Source organism: Pseudomonas sp. S2_E02 (genome assembly GCF_054668355.1).
Genome location: NZ_CP162761.1, coordinates 181,154 through 197,516 on the forward strand (window position 1 = coordinate 181,154; position 16,363 = coordinate 197,516).

Sequence of the window (16,363 nt, forward strand, 5' to 3'; positions counted from 1 at the left end):
AAACCAATGTCCTACAAAAGCTGGCGAATTCTGATTGCCGACGAGGAGCCTGCGTTGCACGCCCGAATCGGCAAGACCTTTAAAGAACTGGGCTGTCGCGAACTGACGCGGGTGCACTCGTTTCGTGAGTTGTTGGGCGTGACCCATTACTCCAGCGAGCCCTTCCAGCACTTTGACCTGATGATCATCAACGCTGGGTTGATCGCCGCCACTGGCGTGGATTGGGTGCGGTTCTTTGCAAGCAATGCACAGATTCGCCACGGCGTGATTCATGACACTGTTCGCGGCCAGCCGCAGGCTCAGACGATTTACGCCAACCACCGACGACAGTTGATGCTGATCCGTACCCCGGACCGGCAAACCCTTGGCCCTTTGCTGGAGCACCTCGATGTTCATGAACAATCCCACAACCGTTGAGACCTCCGCTGGCGAGTCGAATACGCGATTGGCCACGACACACCATGCTCCCGGCATCGACGACTCAATCGCCGTGCCTGCTCTGCCGCTGCGTGTGTTGGTGTTGGAAGACCATGCGTTCCAGCGCTCGGTGGCGGTCAACATGCTGCGTACGCTGGGTTGTCGCGAAATCTTCGAGGCCAGTGACGGAGCTCAGGCGCTGGCGCTCTTGCAGGAAGTCGGTACGGTCGATGTCGCCCTGTGCGATTTGCAGATGGAGGGGATGGACGGGCTGGAGTTTCTGCAGCGGGTGGGGGCCTCGGGGCAGGTCAAGTCGGTGATCATCAGTAGTTCGCTGTCGGCAGACCTGCGTCGTGCGGTGCATCAGATGGTGGCGTTGCTTGGCCTGGAACTGCTTGGCGATGTAGGCAAGCCTTTGCATGTGCAAGTGCTGGCGAATCTGCTGAGCAAATCCCTCGACAGGCCGGCTCTGGCGCAACCCACGGCCGCTGCCGTGACGCTGGCCAGTGAGGCGTCGGTTCGTCAGGCGTTGGCGCAGCAGCAATTGCAGGCCTGGTATCAGCCCAAATTCAACCTGCAGACCGGTGAGGTCTGTGGTGTAGAGGTGCTATGCCGCTGGCTCCATCCAACCCACGGCATCCTTTCGCCCGCTTTGTTCATGCCTGTGCTGGAGCGTTGCGGATTACTCGACGAGCTATTGTTTGCGCAGATCGATCAGGCGCTGGGTGTGCAACGACGTGCCCGTGCGCAGGGAGTTTTCCTGAATGTTGCGTTCAATCTGCACGCTGTGCAGTTGGCCAATGCGCAGCTCACGACCACGTTGAAAAACCTTCTGGCGCACCACGGTGCTTGCGGTGCAGGCCTGACTTTCGAACTGACCGAAAGCGGTCTGCTAGAAGCGCCGGCCACCAGCCTGGAAAGCCTCGTCCGCCTGCGAATGATGGGCTGTCGTCTGTCGATCGATGACTTCGGCGCCGGCTTCTCATCTTTGCAGCGCTTGTGTCAGTTGCCGTTCAACGAGATCAAGCTCGACGCCGAATTCATCCGCAATCTTGAGCACGAACCGCGATGCCGGGCGGCGATCAGCAGCACACTGGCGTTGGGAGAAACCCTCGGCATGAGCGTGGTGATCGAAGGAATCGAGACCGATGCACAGCGTCGTGAACTGTTGGCATTGGGGTGTTCCCAAGGGCAGGGCTACTGGTATGCGCGGCCGATGTCGGGGGCTGATTTGTTGCTTTGGTTGCAGCAGCACGGTGATCGGCGTGACTCGGATGAGTGAACCTTCTTTTAGGAAAAGTCCTACAGAACCTGTCGTGTGGCTTGCGTAGTCTTGCCGCACCCAGAAACCGTGACACCGGGAGATTGAACATGATCAATAAAGCCCTGCGCATCCTGATTGCAGACTCGCAGCATTTCCACCGGATGAAAATCGAGCGTCTGTTCAACAGCCTCGATTACTACCGCGTGGCCCCGGTGCAAAGCCTCACTGAACTGTTGACGCTGGTGGACTACGGTTGTGAGCCGTTCGATGTGGTGGTCATCAATGCCGAGCTGGCGGCGCGTTCGCTGGATCTGCTGGGGTTTTTCCTTGATAACCCGCAGATTCGTCAGGCGTTGATCTACAACGAAGGCACGGCGCCGTTGCAACAGACTTCGGGGTTCGCTCAGGAGAATGTGCAGATCAGTCATTTGATGTTGCCTTCAAAGCAGTCGATCAGTCAGTTGATGGCGCTGGTCGATGTGCCCGCAAAGCCAGGTAAACCGGTCGCTCACAAGCCACACCCGCTGATGCAGTACGTTGCGCATGCATAAAAAGTCCCCGGCCGCAACTGTCAGACCTGACAGGTGCTTTGCTCCCCGTTCCATGCAACAGTCCCTGTGCAGCCACTGAGTCTGGATCAGCCCCCATCGGTGGTCTGACCGTCAGTCTTTGCACCGGGAGTGGCCATGAATTTAGCGCTGATCGTCGACGATCATCCGGTGGTGCGTGCCGCCATCCGGATCGTGTTGCAAGCCGAAGGATTCAAGCAGATATACGAGGCGTCCCAAGGCAACGAGGTGGTAACGCTTATTCGTGAACACAAGCCTCAATTGGTGATTCTCGACCTGAATCTGCCAGTGCTCGGCGGGCTGGAGGTGCTGGCCCGGATCAAGGCCAATGATCTCCATTGCCGAGTGCTGGTGTTCAGTACACACGAGCCGATGTTCTATCAGGAACGCTGTGTGCGCGCCGGGGCCATGGCTTACGTGACCAAAACCAATCAGTTGGAGCAGTTGCGCAATGCCATCCGGGCGGTGGTGTCGGGGCATACCTTTTTCTCTGCGCTCCCGGACCCGTTCAGTACGCTGAATGCCGTACAGATCACGGAAAAACAGATGATCGAGCAGCTCTCCGACCGTGAGTTGAGCATTTTTGCGCAACTGGGGCAGGGCAAGTCCAACAAGGCGATTGCTGAGGACATGCACCTGAGTCACAAAACCGTCAGCACCTATAAGACCCGTCTGATGAAAAAACTCGGGGTGAACTCAGCGGTACACTTGCGCGATTTCGCCAAGCGCAATCATGTGATCTGAGCGGACAGACATGAGGCAGGGGCGCCGGATTGTCTGGCTGTGGCTGACGCTGATGGCCACCTGTTGGGCAAGCGACACGCCGCAGGTGCTGCAAGTGCTGACCCGTACCGGACTGGAAAATGTCCAGCTGCGCCTGGATGAACAGGACCGGCAATGGCTGCGTCAGCACCCGGTGTTGCGCATGGGCATTTCCGGGCCGGATTACCCGCCGTTCGAGATCACCCGTAATCAACAGGAACTCGAAGGGCTGACCGCCGATTACGCCGACCTGCTGGGGCAGTTGCTCGGCGTGCGCATCGAAGTCCGCCGTTTCGCCAACCGCGATGCCGTGATGGCGGCACTCAAACGCGGCGATCTCGATCTGCTGGGAACCTCCAACAGTTTTGAAGCCGCCGACCCGGCCTTCATCCTGTCCCGTGCCTACGCCGAAGATCAGCCGATGCTGGTGACTCGACTCAATGAACAATTGCCCACCGATCTGGCCGGCAAGCGCCTGGCCATGGTCGAGGACTATCTGCCTCGGGCCAGCGTGCAGGCGTTTTATCCCCGGGCAAGTGTGCAGCGTTACCCGTCGGCGATGGATGCGCTCGGTGCGGTGGCCTTCGGCGCGGACGATGTTTATCTGGGCGACTTCATCAGTGCCAACTACCTGATCAACACCAATTATCGTAATGACCTGCAATTGGCCGGTCCGGCCGGGCTGGACGCCAATTCGTTCGGCTTCGCGCTGTTGCGCAGCGATGGGCGCCTCAAACGCATCGTCGACAAGGCATTGACGGCCATCCCCATGGAGCGGCGCCAGCGCATCGAGCTACGCTGGAGCGTCGGCCTCGCCGATATGGCTGAACAGTCGCGGGTGCAGCTCAGTGCGAATGAGCAGGAGTGGCTGGACCAGCATCCAGTTGTCCGGGTCGGAGCCATCGAAGATTTCGCGCCGCTGACATTTTTTGATGCCGATGGCCGTTTCAGCGGACTGTCGGCGCAACTGCTGAGTCTGATCAGCCAGCGCAGCGGGTTGAACTTCGAGATCGTGCGCGGGACGTCGCTGGATCGACAGATCGAACAGCTCAAGGCCGGTGAACTGGATGTATTGCCGGTGGTGACACCGAGCAGCGAGCGCGAAGCCGAACTGCGATTTACCCGCGCCTACCTGAATAATCCGTTTGTGCTGGTCAGCGCAATCACCGCGCAGGGACCGCTCAACCTCGATGATCTGGCCGATAAACGGCTGGCGATTTATCGCGGCCATCCGTTACGTGCTTACCTGTTGAGCCGCGTGCCGCGCATCCGTCTGGTCGAAGTCAAAAGCCCCGCTGAAGGCATGGCGTTGATTGCCAAGGGTCAGGTCGATGCCACGGTGAGTTCATTGCTGGTGGCGCGCTTTCTGATCGCACGTCACTACCGTGAGCGTCTGCGCATTACCGGCACCATCGGCGATCAACCGGCGCGCATTGCGTTGGCGACGGCACCGCAGATGACGGCATTGCATTCGATCCTGAACAAGGCGCTGTTGAGCATCGCCCCGCCACAGATGGACGAACTGGTGGAGCGCTGGAGCCACGATGTGGTGGTGGAAGACAGTTATTGGTTACGCCATCGTCGCGAGATTCTCCTCGGTTTTGCCGGTGCGGCGGTGTTGCTGGCGCTTGCGCTGGCCTGGATCGTTTTTCAGCGCCAACAGATTCGCCGGCGCCAGCAATGGCTGCAGCAATTGCAGGAAGCCAAGGACGCGGCAGACGATGCCAATCGCGCCAAGACCACGTTTCTGGCGACCATGAGCCATGAAATCCGCACGCCAATGAACGCCTTGATCGGCATGCTCGAACTGGCCTTGAAGCGCGCCGAGGAGGGCGTGACCGATCGCTTGGCGATCCAGGTGGCATCCAACGCCGGGCAACAGTTGCTGGCGTTGATCGGCGACATCCTCGACATCGCGCGGATCGAGACCGGGCATTTGTCCCTCGTGCCTGAGCGTGCCAACCTGCGTGAGCAGGTGGTGTCGGTGTGTCGAGTGTTTGAAGGGCTGGCGCGGCAGAAGCGTTTGTTGTGGCACATCGAACTTGATGCCCGCAGCAACATTGACGTGCTGATTGATCCGACGCGCTTCAAACAAGTGCTGTCGAATCTGTTGAGCAACGCGATCAAGTTCACCGAGGAGGGCGAGGTCAGTCTACGGCTGACGGTAACCACCGTGACGGCGGAACGCCTGACCGTGAAAGTGCTTATTGAAGACAGCGGGGTGGGGATCAACGCCGACGACCGACGAAGGCTGTTCAACCCTTTCGTGCAGGCGAGCCATGACTCGCAATCAGCCCGCAGTGGTTCCGGGCTGGGGCTGGTCATCAGTCGCAACCTCTGTGAAATGATGGGCGGTACGCTGCGGCTTGACAGTGCACCGGGTGAAGGCACACGCGTCGAAGTCAGTCTTGAACTGCCGTTGTTGGCTGCTCTGGCTCGCGCGCCAAGTGCTCCGCAAGCAGCGCTTGCGGTAACGTCGTCACTGAGTGTTCTGGTGGTGGACGATCATCCGGTGAACCGATTGCTGTTGTGCTGGCAGTTGAGTGAACTCGGCCATCGCACCGTCGACACCGAGAACGGTGATGAAGGCCTGAAGCAGTGGCGGGCGCAGGCGTTCGATGTGGTGATCACCGATTGCAACATGCCGCGGCGCAACGGTTACCAACTGGCGCGAGCCATCCGCGATGCCGAGTCGCATGCCGGCCGCAAGCCTTGTCTGATCCTCGGCTTTACCGCCAATGCGCAAGCCGAGGAAAGGACGCGCTGCCTGAATGCCGGCATGGACGAATGCCTGTTCAAACCGATCCGCTTGCACGACCTGGCGCAGGCGTTGACGGCTGCCAGTCATTGCGAGAAGACGGTGGACCCCGGCGAGGTGCCCGCGCTGACGGAAATCGACCTGAGCACGCTGGAGCAAATGGCCGGGGATGATCGTGCCTTGATCGAACAGTTGCGCAAGGAAGTGTTGAACAGCGTGCGCCTCGATCTGCAACGTCTGGAGATTTTGCAGCAGGAGCAGGATCGCGCAGGGCTGCGCGAGCTGGCGCATCACATCAAGGGTGGGGCGCAGATGGTCGGCGCGGCGCGGGTGGTGGCGGCATGTGTAGCGCTCGAGCAGGCGTGTCGCGAGACGCACGCGGCGCCGTTGGACGTGGCGAGCGAGACGTTACGCGAGGCCATGGCCGGACTCGCGCAACGCTTGCAAATCTGACGGGCGCCGGCTCAGTCCCAGTGCGGCGCGATGCCTTTCGGGCTGGTCAGGCGATGGCTGCGATCAAGCGTGGCAATCAGCGCCATATCGGCGTCGCTCAGTGTCAGCGCCGTAGCGGCAAGGTTGCTTTGCAGGTTGGCGCGTTTGGTCGACGACGGAATCACCGCGTAGCCAGACTGCATGGCCCAGGCCAGGGTGACTTGCGCCGGGGTGGCTTGCAGGCGCTGGGCGATCTGCCGGATCAGCGGATCTTGCAGCACTTCGCCGTAGGCGAGGGTCATGTACGAGGTGATGTGGATGCCTTGGCTCTGGGCGAACTCGACCACTTTGCGGTTTTGCAGGTACGGGTGCAGTTCAATCTGATTAGTAGCGATGTTGTCGGCACCGACCGCCGCGATCGCCTGTTGCATCAGCTCGATGGTGAAGTTGGAAACACCGATCTGTCGGGTCAGGCCCAGACGCTTGGCTTCGAGCAGGGCGCCCATGAACTCTTCGACCGGTACCTGGTTTTCCGGCGACGGCCAGTGAATCAGCGTCAGGTCGAGGTAGTCGGTCTGCAGTTTTTGCAGGCTTTCCTTGAGGCTGTCGATCAAGCGAGCCTGGGCGAAGTTGGCGACCCAGATCTTGCTGGTAATGAACAGCTCTTCGCGGGGGACACCGCTGGCCGCAATGGCATGGCCGACGTCGGCTTCGTTTTCGTAGATTTGCGCGGTGTCGATGGCCCGGTAGCCGAGTTCGAGAGCGGTGCTCACCGAATCAATGACGACCTGGCCTTGCAGGCGAAATGTACCCAGACCGAAAGCGGGAACAGACATGAAAAACTCCAGGGTTGCAGTGGGAATGGGCAGGAGTATCCGCATCCGGATGGTTGAGAAAAACCGTTGGTGGGACAAAGCACTGTTGATCAGAAGTCATGAATCATTTTCAGGATTTGTGTTGTCCGGGCTGGCCTCTTCGCGAGCAGGCTCGCTCCCACAGGAGATCTGTGGTGTCCACAAAATCCTTGTGGGAGCGAGTCTGCTCGCGAAGGGCGCACCACCGATTCAGGCAATGTCACTGTGGGCAAACTCCTCCCCGAGAAAATCAATCAACGTGCGCACCGACGGCAACAAGCCGCGCCGCGAAGGGAAAATCGCATGCACCAACCCGCACTTCGGCGCCCAACCGGGAATCAACTCCACCACACGGCCGGCCGCAATGTCCTCACGCACCACTACACTCGGCAAATGCGCCACGCCAACACCGGCAATCACCGCCTGACGCAAGGCAATCAAATCATCAGTGACCATGCGTGGCGTATGGCGAATCAGTGCCGTGTTGTCATTCGGCCCGAGCAGCTCCCATTGATATTCGCGCTGCGCCGCGCCCCAGTGCAGGCTGGGCAAGCCGTTGAGGTCGGCAGGTGAGGGCGGTGAAGACAGGCGTTCGACAAACTGCGGGCTGCCGACCACCGATTGCGTGCTGTTGCCCAGCACCTTCATGACCATGTCGGTGTTCTCCAACGGCGGAAAACGCACGCGTAAGGCAATGTCGAAGCCTTCGTGCAGCAGATCGACGCGGCGGTTGGTGCTCTCGATAAACAATTCCACCAGCGGGTATTTGAGCATGTAACGGGTGAGCATCGGCCCGACCCACGAGTTGAGCAGCGCTGTCGGGCAACTCAGGCGCACCAGCCCCTGCGGTTCGGAGCGGTTGCGTTCGATCAGCTCGGCCGCGCTTTCGGCTTCGACGCGCATGGCCAGGCAGCGCTGGTAATAGGCCTGACCGATTTCGGTCAACGAACAATGGCGGCTGGTGCGGTGCAGCAGGCGCACGCCGAGGCGTTCTTCCAGTTCGGAAATACGCCGGCTGAGTTTCGATTTGGGCATGTCCAGTGCGCGCCCGGCGGCGGCGAAACCATGATGTTCGACCACTTGGGTGAAGTAGTAGAGGGTGTTGAGGTCTTCCACCATCGTTCTCCATATAGAACGCTAAGGCTGATTTTTGCAGTCTAGTGCATTAATGGATACGGATTTAAGCTTGATCCATCGCGTCACTCACCCAAATTGGAGACAACCATGAAAAGCATCATCGGTATCTACACCAGCCCGCGCGGCCATTGGGTCGGCGATGGCTTCCCGGTTCGCACGCTGTTTTCCTACGACAACCTGGGCAAACACATCAGCCCGTTCCTGCTGCTCGATCACGCCGGCCCGGCCGATTTCACCCCGACCACCGAACGCCGTGGCGTTGGTCAGCATCCGCACCGTGGTTTCGAAACCGTGACTATCGTTTATGAAGGCGAAGTGCAGCATCGCGACTCGACCGGTAGTGGCGGCGTGATCGGCCCGGGCGATGTGCAATGGATGACCGCCGCTTCCGGGATCCTTCACGAGGAATTCCATTCGGAAAACTTCGCCAAAACCGGCGGCAAACTGGAAATGGTCCAGTTGTGGGTCAACCTGCCGGCCAAAGACAAAATGGCCGCGCCGGGCTACCAGACCATTCTCGACAGCGACATCCCGAGCATTGCGCTCAAGGACAACGCCGGTCGCCTGCGCCTGATCGCCGGCGAATTCGATGGCCACACCGGCCCGTCGCGGACTTTCACACCGATTGATGTGTGGGATCTGCGCCTGAACGCCGGCAAGTTGCTGACGCTGGATCTGCACGAAGGCCGCAATACCGCGCTGGTGGTGCTCAAAGGCTCGGTGCAGGTCAACGGTGTGGAATCGGTGCGTGAAGGGCAGTTGGCGCTGTTCGAACGTGACGGCCATCAACTGACACTCGAAGCCAGCCAGGACGCGGTGGTGTTGCTGCTCAGCGGTGAGCCGATCGACGAACCGATCATCGGCCACGGCCCGTTCGTGATGAACACCGAGCAGGAAATCCACCAGGCCTTCGCCGACTTCCAGTCCGGCCGCTTCGGCCAGATGCACGCTTAACGCACAACCACTGCGCTCTACACAGGACGCGTAGGCCGGTTCGCAGGCCAGGGATGGCTGTTGCCTATAGAAAAGAGGAAACGCCCATGAACACGCCCGTCCGGACCAGATCAACGCCTGGGACAACGAAGATGTCGTCAAGGCGATCAAGGCCACTGGCAAGAAGCAATTGATCATTGCCGGCGTGGTGACTGAAGTTTGCGTGGCGTTCCCGGCGCTGGAAGAGGGCTTCGATGTGTTCGTGGTGACGGACGCCTCCGGCACGTTCAACGAACTGACCCGTGAATCGGCGTGGAACCGCATGTCCCGTGCTGGCGCGCAATTGATGACCTGGTTCGGGCTGGCCTGCGAACTGCACCGCGACTGGCGCAACGATATTGAAGGGCTGGGCACGCTGTTCTCCAACCACATCCCGGACTACCGCAACCTGATGACCAGCTACAGCACCCTGACTAACGGTAAATAACCCAGGCCACACGCAGCCCCCCCGTGGGAGCGAGTCTGCTCGCGAAGGCGTCATGTCAGTCGATGCACCTTTGACTGATCGACCGCATTCGCGAGCAGGCTCGTTCCCACATTTGGTTTTGTGGTGTTTTTGCGGGCGGGTTCATCCTCTGAAATCAATTGCTCCTACACTTGCTCAATCTGTGCGATCTTCTCGCGATTGGCCCCCGTCGGAGTTGTTTGATGCTGTCTCTGCTCACCGAACATCCGTTGTTCTGCGCGTTGATCCTGATCCTCCTCGATCTGGGTTTATGGCGTCTGATCAGTTCCCATGGCAGCGAGTGGAAACTGCTGGTGCGGGTGCTGATTTTCAGCCTGTTCAGCGTGCTGCTGTTCAACGAAGGCCTCAATCCGATGGAGCCGGCGCCGTGGGCCGATAACGTGCCGCTGCACCTGGCGGCGACTGGCCTGCAGATTGGCTGGTGGCTGTTCGGTGCGCGCACCCTGACGGTGTTGATCGGCGCGGTGATGATGCAGCGGGTCGGCCACACCGGGCGGTTGTTGCAGGACTTGCTCGGCGCGGTGATTTTCCTCATCGCGATCATTGCGGCGCTGGCCTATGTGCTGGATCTGCCGGTCAAAGGCGTACTGGCGACCTCCGGGGCGTTGGCGATCATCGTCGGTCTGGCCTTGCAGAGCACGCTCAGCGATGTGTTTTCCGGAATCGTCCTCAACACCACCAAGCCTTATCAACTCGATGACTGGATTTCCATCGACGGCACTGAAGGCCGCGTCACCGATATCGACTGGCGCGCCACGCGCTTGCAAACCAGTCAGGGCAGCATGGCGGTGATCCCCAACTCGCTGGCGGCCAAGGCCAAGATCATCAACTTCAGTCGGCCGAGCAATATGTTCGGCGTCGCGGTCAGCGTGCAAGTCAGCCCGCATGCGCGGCCCAGTTCGGTGATCGATGCGCTGGAGCGGGCGATGCAGGGCTGTCGCCAGTTGCTCGACACACCTGCGCCGAGCGTCGCACTGAAAAGCTCCGGCAGCAGTGGCGCGGAATACGAGATCAGCGGTTTCGTCGCCTCGATGGGCGAGAAGCGCGTGGTGCGCAATCAGTTGTTCGATCTGGCCTATCGGCACTTGCAGGCCTCCGGGGTCAATCTGCTGTCGAGCGATGAAAGTGCTGCGCCGACCAACCTGTCGCGGCCCCGGGCGTTGCTCGACAGCTCGCCGATTTTCTCCACCCTGCGCCAGGAAGAGAAGGACACCTTCAGCCAGAACATGAGCCTGCAAACCTTCCGTGCCGGCGAAGTCATTCTGGCGGGAGGGGAGGTCAGCGATCATTTGTTCATTATCGAGTCCGGTGTGGTGTCGGTGACGTTGAAGCGCCACGGCACACCGTTCGAGTCCGGGCGCATGGGGCCGGGCGAGGTGATTGGCGAGGCAGGGATCTTGTCCGATTCCGCATTGCCGGCAGACTTTTCGGCGAAGACCTTTTGCGCGTTGTATCGCATCGAGAAGTCGTACCTCAAACCGTGCCTCGATGCGCGTCATGATATCCACGACGCGATGCAGACGCTGCTCGATTTCCGCCTGCACAAGGCGCAATCCCTGACCGAGGAAGCGCCGGCGGTTGTACCCAAAAGAGGCTTTTTGCAGTGGCTGCGTAATCGCGCCTGAAGGGTCAGGTAGCGAGTTTCTGTTCCAAGTGCAAGCGCACCTGTGGCCATTCGTCATCGATGATGCTGAAGCGCACCGAGTTGCGCTTGCGCCCGTCCGGCATGATCCGCTCATGCCGGACGATGCCTTCTTGCTGCGCACCAAGGCGCAAGATCGCATTACGTGATTTCTGGTTGTTCTCGTCGGTGGTGAACTGCACGCGCACGCAGTTGAGCACTTCGAAGGCGTGGCGCAGCATCAGGTATTTGGCTTCGGTGTTGACGAAGGATTTCTGCCAGCTCGCGGCGATCCAGCTGCTGCCGATTTCCAGCTTGCGATTGAGCGGGTCGATCTTCCAGAAACGCGTTGAGCCGAGCACTTCGCCAGTGTCTTTGAGCACAATGACAAACGGCATCACCGTGCCGGCATCACGGCCATCGAGGGCTTTTTTCAGATAACTGTCGACAGTGCTGGGCGAAGGCACCACGGTGACGGTGAGGTTCCACAATTCGCCGTCAGTGGCAGCGTGGAGCAGGGCGTCGGCATCTGAATACTGGAGCGGGCGCAAGAGAATGCGCTGACCTTGCAGCGTGGTTTGCATGGGATTCCGGTCTCGGCAGTGCGGGCGAATGGCGAGCGCCCATTACGCCGCACGAGACTGATCCGATGCAACCGGCACGATGATCACGGGGTCACAATTTTTACAGCCCTTGGGCAGGAGCCTCAGCCGATGAAAAACCTGCGAATCGCCACTTACAACGTCAACGGTTTACGCGCACGTTTGCCGAACCTGCTGGACTGGCTCAAGCGCGAGCAGCCGGATATCGCCTGCCTGCAAGAACTCAAATCCGTCGACACGGCGTTTCCCGCAGCAGAACTGGAAGCCGCCGGTTACGGCGCGATCTGGCAGGGCCAGGCCTCCTGGAACGGTGTAGCAATTCTCGCCCGCGATGCGCAGCCGCTGGAGAGCCGACGCGGTCTGCCGGGTGATCCCGATGACAAGCACAGTCGTTATCTGGAAGCGGCGGTGCATGGGGTGCTGGTCGGCTGCCTGTACCTGCCCAACGGCAACCCGCAGCCGGGGCCGAAATTCGATTACAAACTAGCGTGGTTCGAACGGCTGATCAGCTATGCAAAAGACCTGCAAAGCAGCGATCACCCGGTGGTGCTGGCCGGCGACTACAACGTCGTGCCAACCGACATGGACATCTACAACACCCGCTCGTGGCTCAAGGATGCGCTGCTGCAACCCGAGAGCCGCGAGTGTTATCAGCGCTTGCTCGATCAGGGCTGGACCGATTCGCTGCGGCATCTGTATCCCGAGGATCGGCTCTATACGTTTTGGGATTACTTTCGGCAGCATTGGCAAACCAACTCTGGTCTGCGCATCGATCATCTATTGCTCAACCCGGCGCTGAGTCCGTATCTACATGAGGCCGGGGTCGACGCCTGGGTGCGCAACGAACCGCACGCCAGTGACCATGCGCCGACGTGGATTCGCATCGGTTCCCGCAAGAAACGCTAGCGGGCGATTGGCGAAATCAATTGTCGAAAACAGTGCCTGATCCCGTATACATGGCGACCATCAACGCAGTGACCTGCGGCCCCATGCATAAGGATCGAGCAATGAGTGAGCCACGCCTGACGAATCTGAAGCTGTACCTGCAACGTCTGGGTTTTGAAACACCACCGGAACCGACACTGGCGACCCTGCGCCTGCTGCAACTGCGCCATACCGGCGTGTTCCCTTTCGAGAATCTGGCGACGATTACCGGCGCGCCGGTGTTGATCGATCTGCCATCCATTGAAGAGAAAGTCCTGCTCGGTGGACGCGGTGGTTACTGCTACGAGCTCAATAACCTGTTCTTTGCCCTGTTGCTGGAACTGGGCTTCGACGCTCGGGCCATCAGCGGGCGCGTGGTAATGAATCAGCCCGAAGGCAGCTGGACAGCGCGCACACACCGTTTGAGTCTGGTGACTATCGACGACGTGCGCTACATCACAGATGTCGGCTTCGGCGGCATGGTGCCGACCGCGCCGCTGCTGCTCGATACCGAGACCGAGCAAGCGACCCCTCACGAACTTTATCGCATTGAAAAACAGGCCGACGGCTACATGCTACGTGCCAATGTGGCGGGTGAATGGCGGCCGATGTACCTGTTCGATCTGCAACGCCAGGAAGACATCGATTACACCATTGGCAACTGGTATGTCTCGACTCACCCTGAGTCACCGTTCACCCAGCGTCTGATGGTCGCGCGCACGGGTAATGGCTGGCGCAAGACCCTGAACAACGGCAGTTTCGCTGTTCATCGCATGGGCGCCAGCAGTGAGCGACGCGAGGTGACGCAGGTCGATGAGCTGATTGAATTGCTGGCGCGCGAGTTTGCTCTGCACCTGCCGGATCTGCCCCACATACGGCAGGCTCTGGCGCGGATGATCGTACCGGTTTCCGTTTAGGGCTTGGCGTCGGGCTCGAGCACTCGGCGAATTTCTCCGACCGCTGCCGACAGTTTTTTCTCGAGACTCTTGAGGTCTGCGGCGGTGATGCCTTTCTTGAATTGCCCGCTCGATTCGGCTTGTTCCGGTTTGGCAACGGCATCGAGCAGGGCATGACGCAGGGTGTTATTGATCACCGTCTGATAACCGAACCCTTCGTTTTCCGCGACCGTTCGCGCCGCTTCGATGACGGCGTCATCCAGCATGATGGTGATGCGGGTTTTGCCCTTGTTTGAAGCCAACGCACCGCGTTTGCCCTGAGAAAAGTCATATTCGTCTTGCATCGATCAAGCCTCCAGAAAATAAGCGCTACGTTCGCTGGGTGTGGCGACACGCGCAGAAATGATTCGAACGACATTTGCATCCCGGTAACTGTAAGCAACGACCAACAAGCGCCCTTTGCTGTTGGCGCCAATAGTGATCCAGCGCTGTTCGTCATGGTCGTTGTCCTCGATCGTCAGTGCTCGTTCGTCGTGAAAGACCGGTTCGGTCTCGGCGAGGCTGACGCCCTTGTGCTTGAGTTTGTTGGCTGCGTTCTTGCTTTTGTCGTACTGAATTTCAATTGACTTCATTATGCATACTTTATATGTATAAAAAAGAGCGCGACCGCACCGTCGGTCGCCGTGAACACTTCAGCGTAGTGGCGGCAGGCGAGGGCGCTGGAGAGGAAGTGTTGCCGGATTTGTGGGGGATGAGAGCAGCGGGCTAGAAGCTTGGGTGGCTACCTATCCATTATGTGACTGATAAGTTGTATACAACTCTATGGACATTTGTCACGAGTATTGAATACAGTGTGCGCATAACAAAAACCAGGGAACCCCCCACCATGAAAACGCCCCATGTTTCACACCAACGGCCCGAGGACGAAAATCTCGGGGTCGGCGCGAATATGGCTTACGGCCTGCAACATGTTCTGACCATGTACGGCGGTATTGTTGCGGTGCCACTGATCATCGGCCAGGCGGCCGGCCTGTCGCCGGCGGACATTGGTTTGCTGATTGCTGCTTCATTGTTTGCGGGGGGCTGGCGACGCTGCTGCAAACCCTGGGTCTACCGTTTTTTGGTTGTCAGTTGCCGCTGGTGCAGGGCGTATCGTTCTCCGGTGTGGCGACCATGGTCGCGATCGTCAGCAGTGGCGGGGAGGGCGGCTTCCAGTCCGTGCTTGGCGCAGTGATTGCGGCTTCCTTGATAGGCTTGTTGATCACACCGGTGTTCTCGCGCATCACCAAGTTCTTCCCGCCGCTGGTCACCGGCATCGTGATCACCACCATCGGCTTGACGCTGATGCCGGTGGCCGCACGCTGGGCCATGGGCGGCAACAGCCATGCGCCGGACTTCGGCAGCATGCAGAACATCGGTCTGGCGGCAGTCACGCTGGTGCTGGTGTTGTTGCTGAGCAAGGTCGGCAGCTCGACTATCTCGCGTCTGTCGATCCTGTTGGCCATGGTGATCGGCACGGTGCTGGCGGTGTTCCTCGGCATGGCGGATTTCTCCAGCGTCACCACGGGGCCGATGTTTGGCTTCCCGACGCCGTTCCATTTCGGCATGCCGACCTTCCACTTCGCCGCAATTCTGTCGATGTGCATCGTGGTCATGGTGACCTTGGTGGAAACTTCGGCGGACATCCTTGCGGTCGGTGAAATCATCGGCACCAAGGTCGATTCCAAACGCCTGGGCAATGGCCTGCGGGCAGACATGCTGTCGAGCATGTTTGCGCCGATCTTCGGTTCGTTCACCCAGAGCGCCTTCGCCCAGAACGTCGGGCTGGTGGCGGTTACCGGGATCAAGAGCCGTTACGTGGTCGCTACTGGCGGTATCTTCCTGGTGATCCTTGGTCTGCTGCCGTTCATGGGCCGGGTTATCGCAGCAGTGCCGACGTCAGTACTCGGCGGCGCCGGTATCGTGCTGTTCGGCACGGTGGCGGCGAGCGGTATCCGTACGCTGTCGAAGGTTGATTACCGCAACAACGTCAACCTGATCATCGTCGCCACTTCGATCGGTTTCGGCATGATCCCGATTGCCGCACCGAACTTCTACGATCACTTCCCAAGCTGGTTCGCGACCATTTTTCACTCGGGCATCAGCTCGTCGGCGATCATGGCGATCCTGCTCAACCTGGCCTTCAACCACTTCACCGCCGGTAACTCGGATCAGCAGTCGGTGTTTGCAGCGGCGGAAGAGCGGACCCTGCGCTATCGCGACCTGGCGGCGCTGCGTGAAGGCGACTACTTCAGCGACGGCAAGCTGCATGACTGCGATGGCAAGGAAGTGCCGGTCATTGAGCCTGATGATCACGATCATGGGCAGGGTGCACCGAAGGTGCAGGTGAAAAGCAGCGAGCATGTCTGACCGCTGTAACTGAATAAAAAAGGGCCGATCTGGTAAGCACAGATCGGCCCTTTTTCATTTCAAGATCTTTTGACCTTTTCGAGCGCCCACAAAAAAGCCCCTGAATCTTTCGATTCAGGGGCTTTGCTATTTGGCTCCACAACCTGGACTCGAACCAGGGACCCAATGATTAACAGTCATTTGCTCTACCAACTGAGCTATTGCGGAATTGGTGCGTATGTTACTGATTCAAAAAGAGAAGTCAAGCGCCGGTTGTAAA

General features: G+C 59.4%; 14 protein-coding genes, 1 tRNA gene and 2 pseudogenes. 11 read left to right on the plus strand and 6 right to left on the minus strand.

Going from position 1 to position 16,363, the window contains the following annotated elements:
* The first annotated feature begins 6 nt into the window (after nucleotides 1–6).
* From AB4O01_RS00635 to AB4O01_RS00655, 5 genes are all read left to right on the plus strand, one after another.
* The gene (locus AB4O01_RS00635) at nucleotides 7–417 is read left to right on the plus strand and encodes a hypothetical protein (RefSeq protein WP_095047679.1); all 411 of its coding nucleotides are present in this window, start codon (nucleotides 7–9) and stop codon (nucleotides 415–417) included.
* On the plus strand, nucleotides 395–1,699 hold the full coding sequence (locus AB4O01_RS00640; RefSeq protein WP_460090325.1) for an EAL domain-containing response regulator: 1,305 nt from the start codon (nucleotides 395–397) through the stop codon (nucleotides 1,697–1,699). Before AB4O01_RS00635 ends, AB4O01_RS00640 begins: the two co-directional genes overlap by 23 nt.
* Before the next feature lie 89 nt (nucleotides 1,700–1,788).
* Nucleotides 1,789–2,232, plus strand: a complete 444-nt coding sequence (locus AB4O01_RS00645) for a chemotaxis protein CheY (protein ID WP_093432006.1) — start codon at nucleotides 1,789–1,791, stop codon at nucleotides 2,230–2,232.
* 135 nt (nucleotides 2,233–2,367) lie between these two features.
* Nucleotides 2,368–2,994 (plus strand): response regulator, encoded by a 627-nt coding sequence (locus AB4O01_RS00650; protein WP_460090326.1) that lies wholly within the window; start codon nucleotides 2,368–2,370, stop codon nucleotides 2,992–2,994.
* Nucleotides 2,995–3,004: 10 nt separating this feature from the next.
* A complete protein-coding gene (locus AB4O01_RS00655) occupies nucleotides 3,005–6,223 on the plus strand; it encodes a transporter substrate-binding domain-containing protein (protein WP_460090327.1) in 3,219 nt (1,072 codons plus the stop codon).
* An 11-nt stretch (nucleotides 6,224–6,234) separates the two neighbouring features.
* On the opposite strand, the gene dkgB is transcribed toward AB4O01_RS00655, so the two are convergent.
* Together dkgB and AB4O01_RS00665 are read right to left on the minus strand one after the other, a co-directional pair.
* On the minus strand, nucleotides 6,235–7,038 hold the full coding sequence (gene dkgB, locus AB4O01_RS00660; RefSeq protein ID WP_460090328.1) for a 2,5-didehydrogluconate reductase DkgB: 804 nt from the start codon (nucleotides 7,036–7,038) through the stop codon (nucleotides 6,235–6,237).
* Nucleotides 7,039–7,266: 228 nt separating this feature from the next.
* Nucleotides 7,267–8,175 (minus strand): LysR substrate-binding domain-containing protein, encoded by a 909-nt coding sequence (locus AB4O01_RS00665; RefSeq protein ID WP_116255277.1) that lies wholly within the window; start codon nucleotides 8,173–8,175, stop codon nucleotides 7,267–7,269.
* A gap of 105 nt (nucleotides 8,176–8,280) precedes the next feature.
* Between AB4O01_RS00665 and AB4O01_RS00670 the strand changes: the two genes are divergently transcribed.
* The 3 genes and pseudogenes from AB4O01_RS00670 (at nucleotide 8,281) to AB4O01_RS00680 (ending at nucleotide 11,277) form a co-directional block, all read left to right on the plus strand.
* Nucleotides 8,281–9,147 (plus strand): pirin family protein, encoded by an 867-nt coding sequence (locus AB4O01_RS00670; protein WP_460090330.1) that lies wholly within the window; start codon nucleotides 8,281–8,283, stop codon nucleotides 9,145–9,147.
* A 94-nt stretch (nucleotides 9,148–9,241) separates the two neighbouring features.
* A pseudogene (locus AB4O01_RS00675) lies at nucleotides 9,242–9,613 on the plus strand (isochorismatase family protein); the annotation flags it as partial.
* 221 nt (nucleotides 9,614–9,834) lie between these two features.
* A complete protein-coding gene (locus AB4O01_RS00680) occupies nucleotides 9,835–11,277 on the plus strand; it encodes a mechanosensitive ion channel family protein (protein WP_093432023.1) in 1,443 nt (480 codons plus the stop codon).
* 4 nt (nucleotides 11,278–11,281) lie between these two features.
* Here AB4O01_RS00680 and AB4O01_RS00685 read toward each other — a convergent pair whose 3' ends face one another.
* Nucleotides 11,282–11,857, minus strand: coding sequence for a GNAT family N-acetyltransferase (locus AB4O01_RS00685; protein WP_460090332.1), 576 nt, complete (start codon nucleotides 11,855–11,857; stop codon nucleotides 11,282–11,284).
* Nucleotides 11,858–11,986: 129 nt separating this feature from the next.
* On the opposite strand from AB4O01_RS00685, the gene xth reads away from it, so the two are divergent.
* The gene (gene xth, locus AB4O01_RS00690) at nucleotides 11,987–12,781 is read left to right on the plus strand and encodes an exodeoxyribonuclease III (RefSeq protein ID WP_095047670.1); all 795 of its coding nucleotides are present in this window, start codon (nucleotides 11,987–11,989) and stop codon (nucleotides 12,779–12,781) included.
* Between the two features lie 101 nt (nucleotides 12,782–12,882).
* Complete coding sequence (locus AB4O01_RS00695; RefSeq protein ID WP_460090333.1) at nucleotides 12,883–13,716, plus strand: arylamine N-acetyltransferase family protein; 834 nt, start codon at nucleotides 12,883–12,885, stop codon at nucleotides 13,714–13,716.
* Here the strand turns inward: AB4O01_RS00695 and AB4O01_RS00700 are convergent.
* Both AB4O01_RS00700 and AB4O01_RS00705 read right to left on the minus strand, forming a co-directional pair.
* The gene (locus AB4O01_RS00700; RefSeq protein ID WP_093432035.1) at nucleotides 13,713–14,039 is read right to left on the minus strand and encodes a BrnA antitoxin family protein; all 327 of its coding nucleotides are present in this window, start codon (nucleotides 14,037–14,039) and stop codon (nucleotides 13,713–13,715) included. The genes AB4O01_RS00695 and AB4O01_RS00700 overlap by 4 nt on opposite strands.
* A gap of 3 nt (nucleotides 14,040–14,042) precedes the next feature.
* Entirely contained in the window at nucleotides 14,043–14,327 is a 285-nt protein-coding gene (locus AB4O01_RS00705) for a BrnT family toxin (protein WP_460090334.1), read from the minus strand.
* Nucleotides 14,328–14,581: 254 nt separating this feature from the next.
* On the opposite strand from AB4O01_RS00705, the pseudogene AB4O01_RS00710 reads away from it, so the two are divergent.
* A pseudogene (locus AB4O01_RS00710) lies at nucleotides 14,582–16,104 on the plus strand (nucleobase:cation symporter-2 family protein).
* A 131-nt stretch (nucleotides 16,105–16,235) separates the two neighbouring features.
* On the opposite strand, the gene AB4O01_RS00715 reads toward AB4O01_RS00710, so the two are convergent.
* Nucleotides 16,236–16,311: transfer RNA gene (locus tag AB4O01_RS00715), tRNA-Asn, on the minus strand.
* Nucleotides 16,312–16,363 lie beyond the last annotated feature (52 nt).